This is a genomic window from Streptomyces sp. NPDC002868 (assembly GCF_055563295.1).
On the sequence record NZ_JBVHDR010000016.1, the window covers coordinates 23,787 to 36,213 of the forward strand.

Here is a 12,427-nt window from a genome sequence, read left to right on the forward strand (position 1 = left end):
GCGCCGGGGCCGGGGCGTTCGCGCGCACGACGACCCGGACCCGGCGTTCTTGCTGGGGCGGTTATTGCTCAGGCTGAGCGGGAGAGCTGCACGGAGATCGCCTCGACGAGCGCGTCGACCGTGGGGTTGTCCCACATCATCGTGGGATCCACGGCGAGCCCGATGTGGTCCTCGATCTCGGTCGCGACCGACAGCGCGTAGAGCGAGTCCAGCCCGTACTCGCTGAGCGGCACGTCCGGCTCGATCTCGTCGGGGGACATCCGCAGATGCTCCGCGACCCGCTCCACGAGCCAGTCGCGCATGGTTTCCGTGTCGTCCTTGATCAGCGACTTTTCCATCTTCTTCTCCAATCAGGCTGATTCAGTGCGCCTCGGGATGAGCCCGAAGCCCTGGGACTGGTCGAATCGCTCGAGCAGCCGCTCCCACAGCGGGCCTTCGAGGTACGGCGGCAGACTGGGGGGCGGCCCGCCGAGGGGGCCGTTCAGCCGGTGCAGTGCGGCGGCCGCCCACACGGGATCCGACAGAAACGGGTCGCCGGTGAGCCGGGCCTGACGCCAGGTCTCGAAGCACGCGGCGGCCACCAGGACGTTCACATAGCGGGTGGTCAGGTCGTACGTGTACGAACTCGCCGCGACGGACAGCTCGCCGGCCGAGAGCACCGCACACTCCCTGGCCAGCCGGACGAGCTCCTGGGAGAAGTGCTCGCCGTGCACGCGCAGGGCGGTGAACGCGCGGCCCTCGCCCCCCGGCATGGCGGCGAGAGCGGCGGCGAGCGTGGTGCTCAGGCTCTCGCGGCCGCCGGCGGTGACAGCCAGCTTGCGGAAGTCCATCGGCGGCAGGTCGGCACCCGGCCGGAACAGCTCCGCGGGCGCGACGGCGTCCCCGAGCCAGGAGCGGCGGGCCAGCAGGGGAAGCTGCGGCAGCAGCGACACCTGGCAGGCCGCGCGCGCGGCGTGCCCGAAGCCCACCGGCTGGATGTCCCGCAGCATCTTCTGGAAGATCGCGGAAGGCCCCTCGCGCAGGTAGAAATGGGCCCCGAGGACCGAGGAGAGCCGGTTCATGGCATCCATCAGCGCCTTGGACACGAAGTACTTCACGGCCTGGCCATGGATCGCCGTCTCGGACGGCAGCAGGTGCAAGGCGCGGGTCGCGACGGTCGCGAAGCAGTCCGCGGTAAGCAGGTCCGAGAATGCCCCGGTCAGCACGGAGCGGACGTGCGGGATGTCGGCGGCCGTCCTCCCGTACAGGTGGCGGCCCCGTACATGGCGAAGCGTGGTCTCCAGCGCGGTGTCGACGATGCCCGTGGACATCGAGACCAGCGTGGTGCGGGTGACCTGGAACGAGCGCAGGGCGGTCTCCAGCCCACGCCCCTCGGCGCCGAGCACGGCGGTGGCGGGCAGCGGGCAGTCGCGGAATTCCACACCGCCGAGCTGCACACCGCGCATGCCGGTGGTGCGGAACCGCGGCAGGTAGGTGGTCCGCCCGGCGGGGAGCCGGGACTTGTCGACGTACACCTGCGAGTGGCTGCGGCTGCCAGGCGCGGTCGAGGTGCGGGCGAACACCACCACGGCCTCGGCACGCTGGACGTTGGTGATCACTTCCTTGCGGCCGTTGAGGAGAAGCCGTCCGTCGCCGCTCGGCAGCGCACTGAACTCGGTGCGCGCCATGTCGTTGCCGTGGGCCAGCTCGTGATACGCGACTGCCACGCGACGGCCGCCCAGCAGGTGCGCGGCGGCGGCCCGGCACTGTTCGTCGCTGCCCGCGGTCCAGATGTTGACGCCCGCGATGAAAGAGCTGGCGCCGTATCCCAGACCCAGGCAGGGGTCACGCCGGTAGACCGTGCGCATCAGGTCAACGAGGTGATCGAGACGGGTGAGCCGTCCGCCGAAGGCGGCGGGCACGAACTCGGCGTTCAGACCGTACTCATGCAGGGCGGCCTCACCCTCCGAGAACATCTCGCCCCGTTCGTCGGCGGCGAGTACGGCGGTGCGGCCGAGGGGGTTCGCCGGGTCGACGGGGTCGCCGAGCAGCCGGTCGAGGGTGTACAGCCGGGAGGGCAGGGCGGGTGCGGCGGGCGCGGTGGTCACAGGATGCTCCCCTGCGCGCGCTGCACCGACCGGGCGGCCGGGATACGGCCGTCGGTCCGCAGCAGCTGATCGGCCAGCTGGTCGAACGCCTCGGCGCGCGTCTCGTCGACCTTGAAACCGAGTCGGCCCAGTACGAGGGCCAGTCCGGCCCGCAGCCACAGGCTGTCGTACGGGGTACGCGCGCTGTCGAGCCACAGGTGGACCAGGGCCGCTCCCGCGAAGCACAGCTCGTACTCCGCGGCCAGGTCGAAGGCGGCCTGCGGCACGTCCCTGGGGGTGCGCTCCAGGTTCTCCATGTTTGCGTGCACCGACTTCGCGACCGCGCCGAGCTCGTCGGCCATCTGCGACGCCTCCCACGGCAGGGTGCCTTCCTCAGCGGCGTCCTTGAGACGGCGGGCGGCCTCGGGCAGCAGCTGTACGAGACTGCACCCGCCGGTCGACAGCATCCTCAGACGGGCCGGATCGAAGGGGGCGATGGGGGCGCCGGGCATGGTCCGCGCCAACGCGCCACGATCGCCTGTACCGGCCCGCCAGGCGCGGACGAGCGCCGGGAAGTGGTCGATCAACAGGTTGCGGTTGACGGCAGTGCTGCCGTCGAAGACCGCCACGATCCGGTGGTCCCGCTCCAGCTTCGCGAACGAGCCGTCCAGGTAAGTCTCGCTCAGGAAGCCGCGCACGCCGAGGAGTTCGGAGATCCGGTCGAGGGTGTCCTGCACGAGTGTCGGCACGAACGCCTTGGTGACGGCGGACACCACACTGAGCTCGGGGGTGAGCGTGTGGATGCTGCGGGCGGCCAGAGTGGTGACCGACTCCGCGACCACCAGGGCGGCGGAGGCCTCGCCCAGGACGCGGCGGATGCGCGGGAGGTCGGCGAGGTAACGCCCGTAGAGGTTGCGGGAGATGGCGTAGTGGGCGGCGACGGCCAGCCCGTGGTCGAGGGCCCCGAGTGACAGAGCGGTGCACACGGTGCGGGTCAGCTGAAGGGACTTGAGGACCGTCTCGATGCCGCTGCCGACCGCTCCCACGAGCGCGTCGTCCGGGACGACCGCGCCGTCGAAGGCGATGCCACTGATGTCCGCGCCCCGGATGCCGTGCGTCCGTACCTTCGGCAGCTCGCGGTACGTACCGGGGGCCAGCTGGTCCTTGTCGACCAGGAACAGGCTGAAGCCGCGCGGCCCTCCGGCCTCCGCCGTACGGGCGAGCACGCACACGTACCGGCCCCGCGTGGCGTTGTTGATCAGCCACTTCTCGCCGTCGATCCGCCAACCCCCGCTCTCATGGCGGGCGGTGACCTGTCCGGACAGGAGATCGCTGCCGTGGTCGCGCTCGGTGAGCGCCCAGGACACGACGGCGTCGTCGCACACGGCCTCAGCCAGGAGGGTGGCCTGTGCGGGGGAACCCCCGATCCAGACGGGCGCCGAGCCGAGGAAGGTCTTGCCATGGGCGACGGCGACGGTCAGGTCACGGCGTGCGACGGTGCGCTGCAGCTGGACCAGCTCGACCATGTCGTGCAGCCGGCCGCCGTGGCGGGCGTCCACGTAGTAGGAGGAGAGGCCGAAGGCGTCGAGCGCCGCGCATGCTTCGTCGGGGAACGCCTCCTCGTGGTCGAGTTCGGACATCGCTGCGTCGGCGAACGGTGCGCCTGTGCCGGGGTGGTCGAGAAATTGGTCGAGTACGCCTACGGAGTCGTGCAGCACAATGGATCCCTCGGGATGCGGTGGCTGAGCTGATGAATGCGTCTCGCGTGGAATGCCGCTCTTCGAAGTGGCGGCATGGACGTCAGGAGACGGCCTGCTCGAGCTTGCGGTCGAGCTTGGCGAACAGCGGTTGCAGGGCTCGGGTGCGGAACATGTCACGCGTCTGCAGTCGCTGGATCTTGCCGCTGGTGGTGCGTGGCACGGTGCCGCGGCGGACGAGCACGAGGCCCGCGAGGTGCGCTCCGAACTCCGTGAAGACGGAGCGCCGGATCGAGGCGGACAGCTGCTCCAGCTCCTCCTCGCCGGGCTTACCGCGGAGCTCGTGCACGAGGACGAGGAGCTCTTCCTCCAAGCCGTCCTCATCCTGCACGGGCACGGTGAAAGCGGCGCCGAACAGGCTCTGGAGCTGGGGGTGGAGGCTGCGGACCTCGTACTCGATGTCCTGCGGGTAGAGGTTGCGGCCCCGAAGGATCAGCATCTCCTTGATCCGGCCGGTGACGAAGAGCTCGTCGTCCAGGACGGCGCCGAGGTCCCCGGTGCGCAGGAAGCCTCCGTCGGCGTGGAAGATCTGCTCGGTGGCCTGCTTCTTCTTCCAGTAGCCCCGGCCGATGCTGGGGCCGCGCAACCAGATCTCGCCGACCGTCCCCGCGGGGACCGCGGCACCGGTGACGGGATCGGCGATCCGCAGGTCGAAGTCGGTGGGGAGGCCGCAGGAGACCAGTTCCCGGCCCGCTTGCGGAGCGTCCACGGGAAGGAGCGCGCCGTCGGACAGCTGCGCCTCGTCGAAGCGGCGCAGGACCGGTTCACGCCGAACCGAACTGCAAACGAAGACGGTGGCCTCGGCCATTCCGTACGAGGGCGTGAGGGTTTCCGCACGCAGTCCGGCAGGGGCGAAACGCTTGCCGAAGGCCGTGAGAGTGGCGGCCTGTACCGGTTCCGATCCGTTGCAGGCGTACTTCCAGCGGGACAGGTCGAGTGTGGCGAGCTGTTCGTCGGTGACTTTCCGGCTGCACAATTCGTAGGCGAAGTTGGGGCCCGCGGAGAAGGTGATATCGAATTCGTCTATCATACGCAGCCACCAGTGCGGCCGCTTAATGAAGCTCGCAGGGCTCATCAGTACACATGAGCCGCCCAGGGCAAGGGGCGGAAGGATGATGCCCATAAGGCCCATGTCGTGATAGTGCGGAATCCAGGACCCGAATCGCGCGGTGTGGTCGAAGTTGAAGGTCCGCCCCAGGGAGTCGGCATTGTGCAGCAGGTTTCCGTGGGTGAGGACAACACCCTTGGGATCACCGGTGGAGCCTGAGGTGTACTGAAGCAGAGCAAGTGTTTCGCGGTCGAGAGCCGGCAGCTCGGCCACCTCGAGTGGCGGGGTGTCGAGGAGGTCGGTGACCAGTACGTCCTCGCGTTCGCGGCCGGCGGCCTCGGCCCAGGCGCCGACGTCGGGCAGGCTGCGAGAGTCGGTGAGAACCACGGAGACCTGCGCGTCGGTCGCGATGGCTGTCACCCGGCGCTGGTGGTGCTGATACCGCCCGGGCAGCGGAGAAGGCACGGCCACGACACCGGCGTAGAGGCAGCCGACGAAGGCCGTGGTGAAGTCGACCCCTTCCGGGTACAGCAGCAGCGCGCGGTCGCCAGGCGAGCAGCGAGTGAGAAGTGCGGCGGAGACCGCGCGGGCCTTGCGGTCGAGTTCCTCGTAGGTCAGGGATATTCGACCGTCATCGGCATCGAAATCGGATAAGAAAGTGATGGCCGTTTTGGAGCCATGTTCAGTGACGTTGTGCAGAATCGCTTCCGCGAAGTGTGCGTAAAGCAAGACGAGTCCCCCGTGGACTTTTGAGCGTAGTTTGATCTTGGTCTGTTGACCTTAGGCATGGGCTCTCGTGAGAGTCAAGCCCGTTCGTCATGCAGGACGCGTTGCTCACTGGCCCCACAGGTAACATGGAACGCTACCTCCTGAGGCAAGGTCAACTGACTTTGGTTGTGATCAAGTCAACGAAAGTAAGGTGATGGAGGGGGGAATCGGAATGACGCACTCCGCACGGTCGATGCGATTGAGACACGCGCCGATCACATTGAGACACGGGGGGAGCTTTCTTGACGCCTCAAGGAGGTGTGATCTAGGTTCGGGCGGATCGCCCAACTGTCGCAGGCCAAGGATGCGTATTCAGCGAAGGCATCCGTACTCGTGATTCACGGAGTATTCGCATTCGGAATCCGGGCCGGCTACGCCTTGTGAGTCCACGCGTGCCCCATGTCGGCCCACCTCCTGTGCCGGTTCTGCGTACTTCCGCTGCCCGATGGGGGATGTGGCCACATTTATGATCAGTACTTCGGATCTTGCCAAGTCGTACGACGGGGTTGACGCACTGCGCGGAGTGAGCCTCCAGGTGGAGGAGGGCACCGTACTGGGCCTGCTGGGCCACAACGGCGCCGGCAAGACGACCCTGGTCAACATCCTCGCCACTCTGCTGCCGCCCAGCGGCGGCACCGCCACAGTCGCCGGGCACGACGTCGTGCGCGAGAGCCGGAAGGTGCGCGAACGGATCGGGCTCACCGGCCAGTTCGCCTCTGTGGACGAGAAGCTGTCCGGCCGCGAGAACCTGGTCCTCATCGGACGCCTGCTGGGGGCGAGCCGGCGCCAGGCCCGCAACCGTGCCGAAGAGCTGCTCGAGGCGTTCGAACTGACGGCCGCCGCCGACAGGTCCTGCCGTACCTACTCGGGCGGGATGCGGCGGCGGCTGGACCTGGCCGTCAGTCTGGTCGGCCGTCCGCGGGTGCTCTTCCTCGACGAACCGTCCACCGGACTCGACCCGGCGAGCCGTATCGCCCTGTGGGAGCGCGTCGAGTTGCTGGTGGCCGACGGCACCACCGTATTGCTCACCACGCAGTATCTGGAGGAGGCCGAACGCCTTGCGCACCAGGTGGCCGTACTCTCCGAGGGCAAGGTCGTGGCGGCCGGCACCCCGGCCGAGCTGAAGGCCAGGGTCGGTGAGCGCCGCGCTCATCTGTCGGTGACCCGACGCGGTGACGCGACCGAGGTGGCCGCGGCGCTGCGCCGGTCCGGCCTCTCCGCAGTGGAGGCCCCGCAGGATGGTGCCGTCAGCGTGCCGGTCACCGACTTCACCGACTTCGTCCACGTCGTACGCGCCATCGAGGAGGCGGCGGTGCACGTAACCGGCCTCTCGCTGACGGAGCCGTCACTGGACGACGTCTATCTCTCCCTGGCAAGCAAGTCCACTGTCTCCGTTCCGCATTGCTCCCCGAAAGGGTAACCGTCATGGCCGTCACGGCCCCCGCTGACCGCAATGATTCGGTCGTCGCGTCAGAAGCAGCCGCACCCTGGCGTCCCGCCGGTGCGGCGATCCAGTTCGCGGTGCTCACCGGGCGGGCTCTGCGAGGCATCGTCATCGACCGAAGGCTCGTCGCGCTCACCCTCCTCCAGCCGCTGATCCTGCTGGTCATCTTCAGCGAGGTCTTCGGCAGCATGGCCAATCCCCGGCACTTCCCTGCGGGAGTTACGTACATCGACTACCTGATGCCCGCGATCCTCGTCACCAGTGGCATCACCTCGGCGGTCGGATCCGGCTCGGAACTCATCCGGGACATGGACAACGGTGTGCTGACCCGGTTCCGCGCCCTCCCGGTCGATCTGCAATGGGTGCTCGTCGCGCGCGCCGTGGCCGACGTGCTGCGCACCGCTGCCCAGATCGTCCTTCTGCTGGGGTTCGCCGCGCTCTTCTTCGGTTTCCGTCCGGCCGGCGGCCTGCTGGGGGTGGCGGCGGCGTTGTTGCTGTCGCTCTTCGTCATCACCGCGCTGACATGGGTCTTCATCGCGCTGGGCGCGTGGGTGCGCAGCGCGAGGATCATGCAGAGCATCAGCGGACTGACGCTCTTCCCGCTGATGTTCGCATCGAGCGCATACGTTCCCGTGGCGGCGCTCCCGGGATGGCTTCAGGCCGTGGCGTTGGTGAACCCGGTGTCGTACGCCGTGGACGCCACCCGCGCGCTGGCGCTGGACTGGCCGGTGGGTGACGCTGTGTTCGGTGCCGTTGCCACCAGTCTGCTTACCGGCGCCGTCGGCATGTGGGTGGCGGTCCGTGGCTTCAGGCGGCCGCTCACCCGCTGACCGGCGGGGGCCCACCGGCGGGGCGGCTGCATCAGCCTTCCTGCCGGAAGAATTCGATGATGCTCTTGTTCACGGTTTCCGGGTCCTCCAGATAACCGTAGTGCCCGCATCCCTCGATGAGGTCGAACGTGGCGCCCGGAATGGCTTCTGCGACTTCCCTTCCCAGTCCGGGTGGCGTGATCATGTCGTCCGAGAAGGAAATCACGCGACACGGCCGGGAAATTGCGCGATAGGCGGAGAGGCGGTCCGCCATGGCGGAGAAATCCAGCTGAATGCGATCGCCTCGTCCCGTCGGCCGGGACAACTCGAACAACTCCAGCCAGTCCTGGGCCCGGCCCGGATCGGCCAGCGTGCGCGGCGAGAGATTTTGCGTGGCCCGGACCACCGCGGCATAGCGCGGCGGCAGCCGCACCCCCGACTCGTAGAGCGCGATCTCCGCCTCGGCCATGGCCCTGCGCATCGGGTCGGCCCGCCCGCGGGTGGCCATCAGGACAGCCTTCTCTACCAGTTCGGGGTGTGCAAGTAGCAGTTCCTGCACGATCTGGGCCCCCAGGGAGGTGCCGACGACAAGGCAGGGGCCGATCCCCAGCGTACGGATGAGCGCCGCCGTGTCCTCCATCATGTCGTCGATGGTGAACCCCTGGGTGCATTCGTCGGTCGGTGGAATGCCACGGTTGTCGAAGGTGATGACGCGGTAGCCGACGGCAGTGAGCGCGGGCACCTGATGCAGATCCCACACTCGCCCTCGGCTGCCACTGCCCATCACCAAAAGGACCGGCTTTCCGCCACTGTGCGTTTCGTAGTGCACCCTTATGCCATTTATGGTTGCCCAGGCCATGCGCCCCTCCTGTTTCTCCCGAACAGTTCTTCCCAGAGCCTAAGTTGATCGCTTATGGCGCGTCAATTTCCTGGCGAGCGGTCGTGCAGCGGATGCCGTGTGCTGCAAGAAGAAATTGGCGATGGTCATGCCGTAGGGCGGTGTCGACCCGCTTGCCCGCTCGTACGCGCAACGATGATTTCGGCATTGTTCACGAGCCGGGCCCCGCGTGAGCCGACGCGGTTACGGGCACGGGTGCTCCTCGCCCTTCGGCCCCCACTTGGTGCGTTCATCGCCGCGCGCCACCGTGCCGCACAGCAGCTCGGTCGCCGGCTCGGCACTGCTGCCCCGGAGGACCGCAAGCAGCTTGTCCTCCGTCAGCCGTCCCCCGCCCGCCGCGCCGTGAGCGTCGATACGGCCGGTGGCGCCGTCGAAGCCCCCGCCGCCCAGGCCCTGGTAGAGCACGCCTTGCAGCAGCCCGCGGTCGAGGCGGTCGTCATGGCCGCCGGTGGTGCGCCAGGCCTGGTCGATGCCTTCGGCGAGATAGCGCAACGCGTCCCAGGCGAGCGCGACATGGCCGTCCTCACGCATGGCCTTCGTCCTGGCGCTGTGGTCGCCGCCGTACGCACGGTCGTACGCGGCGAGGAAGGCCGCGGCCTCCGGGCTCCGTGCCGCCAGCGTGGGGGCGTAGCCGTGCGAGACGTAGAAGAGGGTGAGGCCCTTGAAGCCGTCCCAGGGGCGCTGCTCTTCCGTCAGCGTGTTGGTGACGTCGTCGCCGCCGAGCACGCTGATCTCTGGGCAGTCGCCGGAGATACGTGCGATCTCGGCCAGGAACAGCTGGAACTGGCTGGCCCGCGCCGACCACACCACCGCCGTCCGCGGCTCCTCACTCACGGCACGGCAGATCTCGCGGGCCAGGTCCTCCACGGTCGGCACGGGCCGCCCGCCGAGCGCACCCGGCACCGGCCCCGGTTCGGGTGCGTCGGTGGGGGTGTAGAGGAGTACGTCGGTGCGCCCCGGCCCGTACGAGGCACGGAAGGACGCGGCAAGGCTGTTGCTGTAGGCGTCGGTGGCGTCGGCGACGAGACTCACCCGGCGCGCCTTCTGCCCGCCCGTCGTCATCCCGGCGCTCGAAGCGAACGCTGCCATCAGCTCGGCGGCTCGCGCATCGGTGGGGGCCGTCTGGTAGTAGTGCTCGCCCTGGCGGAGGAGTTCATCGGCGGTGCCGGAGGTGCCGACCATCGGGATGCCGGCCTTGTCGAGGGTGCGTATCGCGTCGTACGTATTGCGGCGGCTCTGCCCGAAACCGACGACGCCCGCGATGGAGCAGGCCGTACGGGCCGTGCTCCAGCAGATCGAGCGGCAGAACGAGGAGGTCGACAAGGAGCTCGCGGGCCGGCCCGGCGACGACCCGCGCCCCTGGGGTCCGGGCGCCGAGGTGGCCGGAGTGCTCGGCAGCCGGCTCGCCGTGTACGAGGTCGAGCGCGGAGCGGAAGAAGTCGGTGGGCGGGCTGCCGTGCTGACGGCGCACCCACTCCGCGTACCAGCTGCGGCTGCGGGCCCGCCCGAGCATGCGGCGGTTGGCGCGCCAGCCGTAGAAGGCGCGCGGCAGCCGCTGGAAGAGCGGGCCTGCGATGAAGTTCCACAGCAGCTCGAGCAGCGTGCCGCCGCTGGCCTGGTCGCGGCCGCCGAGCCACCACAGGGTCTGGGCGGTACGGGACCAGTTGCGGTGCTCCGCGTAGCAGTGGTTGCGCAGCTCGGCGTGGCGGCGCTCCATGAGTCCTTCGATGGCGGGCGCGGTGACGACGGAGCGCAGCAACCGGTAGCTGTGCAGCCGTAGTTCACCGGTGCCGGGCGGCATGGTCTCGGCGAGCTGAAGCGTCAGATGCTCGAAGAGCTCGAGCGGCGGCGGGTCGGTCCCGTCCGGGATCTGCGGGATGTACGCGTGCGGGGCGAGGACCTCACTGCGGCCGCGCATCCGTGAGCGGAGCCCCGCGACGATCTGGCGTCCCGCATTGCCGCCGCCCGGCTCACTGAGCAGGACGACCGGTACTCTGCTGCGGCTGCGCCGCGGCTGTACGACCAGTTTGTCGAACGCGTCGATGAAGCGCTCGACGCCCGGATATGCCGGAATACGGCTTTGCGGATCCCCCGCAGTCATGAGCAGGCCCCCCTTGTTCCCCCTGAGAAGCAAGGGTTATTCCCCTTGACTGCCATACGCAAGCGTAGAGTTGGATCACATGGCGGGCACAATCTTGGCCGTCACGTCCCCGCCCTCGGCTCCCCGGCGCTCGCAAGGGGCGCCTGCTTCACATCCCGAATGACAACGACCACCAGGTGGCTCACACGTTTTCGCTCCCTTCCGTCCGGCGTGCGGCGGCCGAGCGGGAGCCCACCAGGAGCAGGCACAGCACCGCGACTCCGGCGACGGCTCCTGTGAGGAGCAGCAGTGGCCGTAGGGGGGCGGCGGTGGCGGCGGGCTGGGTGTCGGGGGCGGCCTGTGCCTGGGCCGGTGCGGATGAGGCGGCGGAGGGCGTCGGGTCGGCTGCGGACGGGGAAGGCGGGCGGGTGCTGCTGCGGGGAGTGGCGGGCGGTGCGGCGGCCGACCTCTCGGCGTGTTGGTGCTGCGCGGTGGGCTTGTGCTCGTGCGTGTGCGACGGGGTGGCCGACGGGCTCGGAGCCGCCTTCACGATGAGCTGTCCCGTCATGTCGGGGTGGACCGTGCAGAGGTAGCGGTACGTGCCAGGGCTGGTGAAGGTGTGGCTCCAGCTGCCTCCCTTGTCGAGCATCGGGGAGTGGAGGGACTGCGGACCGGACGTGGTCTTGACGTCGTGCGGTGCGGTGTCCTGGTTGGTCCAGGTGACGGTGGACCCAGCGGTGATGGTGAGGGCGCGCGGGGTAAACGTGTAGCCGGACATGCGGACTTGGTACTGGCCTGCGGCGTGGGCTGCGGTGGACGGAAGGCCGATGAGAGCCGTCGCCACCAGGAGCATGCCGGCCGCAAGGGCGCGCAGCAGGATGGTGGTCGTGTGGGGGACGGTCACGTGAACTCCGCGGCGACGAGCAGACGCAGCCGGTCTGCGGGACGGGTACGAGGCAGCGCGAAACCAGTGGCGGCGCGCAGGAGACGGTAGGGGACCTGTGTGGTGCCGGTGACCAGCAGCCGCTCGGCGGTGCACTCGACGACGCGCAGCGGGAGGTCGGTGGGGAGGGTGTCCCGCAGTGTCAGCCGGCCGGGGCAGACGAGTCGGGACCCGTCGTCGGCCGGTTCGCCGTGGTCGCTTTCGAAGACGAGTGCGGAGCGCCGCAGCGGTCCGCCGGTGAGCTCCAGGCGTAGGGCGCAGCCCTCGGCGTCGGCGGGCACGGTCAGGGTGGCGTCGGATGCGGTGAGGCGGCGGCGCATGGTGACGAACGGGCCGTAGCGGGCGGTGAGTTCGACGATGCAGCGATCGGTCTCGGCGGTGTAGGTGCCGGGGCGGGGAAGCCGGCGCGGGCCGTCGGCGGACTGCGGAACTGGGGGCAGGGGCAGGGTTTCGGTCGTCATCCGGGCACCTCTGTCGGCGGCGGAGGGACAATGGCGGGGGTGGCGGGCCGGCCGACTGTGACTCGGCCGGCCCGCCCCACCGCAAAACTAACGGGGGTTGGGGAGGACCCGGGGGGGCCAATCCGGGGGGGGTTTACCACACCACGTAAACCT

The 12,427-nt window shown here is 69.1% G+C and carries 10 protein-coding genes; 2 read left to right on the forward strand and 8 right to left on the reverse strand.

From position 1 onward, the window contains the following. Window positions 1-68: 68 nt before the first annotated feature. The 4 genes from ACZ3H8_RS33885 to ACZ3H8_RS33900 form a co-directional block, all read right to left on the reverse strand. Window positions 69-338 (reverse strand): acyl carrier protein, encoded by a 270-nt coding sequence (locus ACZ3H8_RS33885; RefSeq protein WP_467408271.1) that lies wholly within the window; start codon window positions 336-338, stop codon window positions 69-71. A 12-nt stretch (window positions 339-350) separates the two neighbouring features. Further along, window positions 351-2,087 (reverse strand): acyl-CoA dehydrogenase, encoded by a 1,737-nt coding sequence (locus ACZ3H8_RS33890; protein WP_467408273.1) that lies wholly within the window; start codon window positions 2,085-2,087, stop codon window positions 351-353. Continuing rightward, the gene (locus ACZ3H8_RS33895; RefSeq protein ID WP_467408274.1) at window positions 2,084-3,784 is read right to left on the reverse strand and encodes an acyl-CoA dehydrogenase family protein; all 1,701 of its coding nucleotides are present in this window, start codon (window positions 3,782-3,784) and stop codon (window positions 2,084-2,086) included. Before ACZ3H8_RS33895 ends, ACZ3H8_RS33890 begins: the two co-directional genes overlap by 4 nt. An 82-nt stretch (window positions 3,785-3,866) precedes the next feature. Next, the gene (locus ACZ3H8_RS33900) at window positions 3,867-5,600 is read right to left on the reverse strand and encodes a fatty acyl-AMP ligase (RefSeq protein ID WP_467408276.1); all 1,734 of its coding nucleotides are present in this window, start codon (window positions 5,598-5,600) and stop codon (window positions 3,867-3,869) included. A 505-nt stretch (window positions 5,601-6,105) separates the two neighbouring features. Between ACZ3H8_RS33900 and ACZ3H8_RS33905 the strand changes: the two genes are divergently transcribed. Both ACZ3H8_RS33905 and ACZ3H8_RS33910 read left to right on the forward strand, forming a co-directional pair. Further along, window positions 6,106-7,059, forward strand: a complete 954-nt coding sequence (locus tag ACZ3H8_RS33905) for an ATP-binding cassette domain-containing protein (protein ID WP_467408277.1) — start codon at window positions 6,106-6,108, stop codon at window positions 7,057-7,059. A gap of 5 nt (window positions 7,060-7,064) precedes the next feature. Further along, window positions 7,065-7,913: an ABC transporter permease gene (locus tag ACZ3H8_RS33910; protein WP_467408280.1), complete on the forward strand. Its 849-nt coding sequence runs from the start codon at window positions 7,065-7,067 to the stop codon at window positions 7,911-7,913. 31 nt (window positions 7,914-7,944) lie between these two features. Here the strand turns inward: ACZ3H8_RS33910 and ACZ3H8_RS33915 are convergent, their stop codons facing one another. The 4 genes from ACZ3H8_RS33915 to ACZ3H8_RS33930 all read right to left on the reverse strand — a co-directional run bounded on the left by ACZ3H8_RS33915 (window position 7,945) and on the right by ACZ3H8_RS33930 (window position 12,274). Next, window positions 7,945-8,751 carry an alpha/beta fold hydrolase gene (locus ACZ3H8_RS33915; RefSeq protein ID WP_467408282.1) on the reverse strand — a complete coding sequence of 269 codons (807 nt, stop codon included), beginning with the start codon at window positions 8,749-8,751 and terminating at the stop codon, window positions 7,945-7,947. Between the two features lie 222 nt (window positions 8,752-8,973). After that, on the reverse strand, window positions 8,974-10,113 hold the full coding sequence (locus ACZ3H8_RS33920; RefSeq protein WP_467408283.1) for a type 1 periplasmic-binding domain-containing protein: 1,140 nt from the start codon (window positions 10,111-10,113) through the stop codon (window positions 8,974-8,976). A gap of 959 nt (window positions 10,114-11,072) precedes the next feature. Further along, window positions 11,073-11,774 (reverse strand): cupredoxin domain-containing protein, encoded by a 702-nt coding sequence (locus ACZ3H8_RS33925; protein WP_467408286.1) that lies wholly within the window; start codon window positions 11,772-11,774, stop codon window positions 11,073-11,075. Beyond that, window positions 11,771-12,274: a hypothetical protein gene (locus tag ACZ3H8_RS33930; RefSeq protein WP_467408288.1), complete on the reverse strand. Its 504-nt coding sequence runs from the start codon at window positions 12,272-12,274 to the stop codon at window positions 11,771-11,773. The genes ACZ3H8_RS33925 and ACZ3H8_RS33930 overlap by 4 nt, the downstream gene beginning before the upstream one ends. Window positions 12,275-12,427: the final 153 nt, after the last annotated feature.

Bases quoted from the DNA above. Each gene is read 5' to 3' on its own strand.
- ACZ3H8_RS33915 (WP_467408282.1), bottom strand. From the start codon at position 8,751: ATGGCCTGGGCAACCATAAATGGCATAAGGGTGCACTACGAAACGCAC.
- ACZ3H8_RS33910 (WP_467408280.1), top strand. From the start codon at position 7,065: ATGGCCGTCACGGCCCCCGCTGACCGCAATGATTCGGTCGTCGCGTCA.
- ACZ3H8_RS33905 (WP_467408277.1), top strand. From the start codon at position 6,106: ATGATCAGTACTTCGGATCTTGCCAAGTCGTACGACGGGGTTGACGCA.
- ACZ3H8_RS33930 (WP_467408288.1), bottom strand. From the start codon at position 12,274: ATGACGACCGAAACCCTGCCCCTGCCCCCAGTTCCGCAGTCCGCCGAC.
- ACZ3H8_RS33885 (WP_467408271.1), bottom strand. From the start codon at position 338: ATGGAAAAGTCGCTGATCAAGGACGACACGGAAACCATGCGCGACTGG.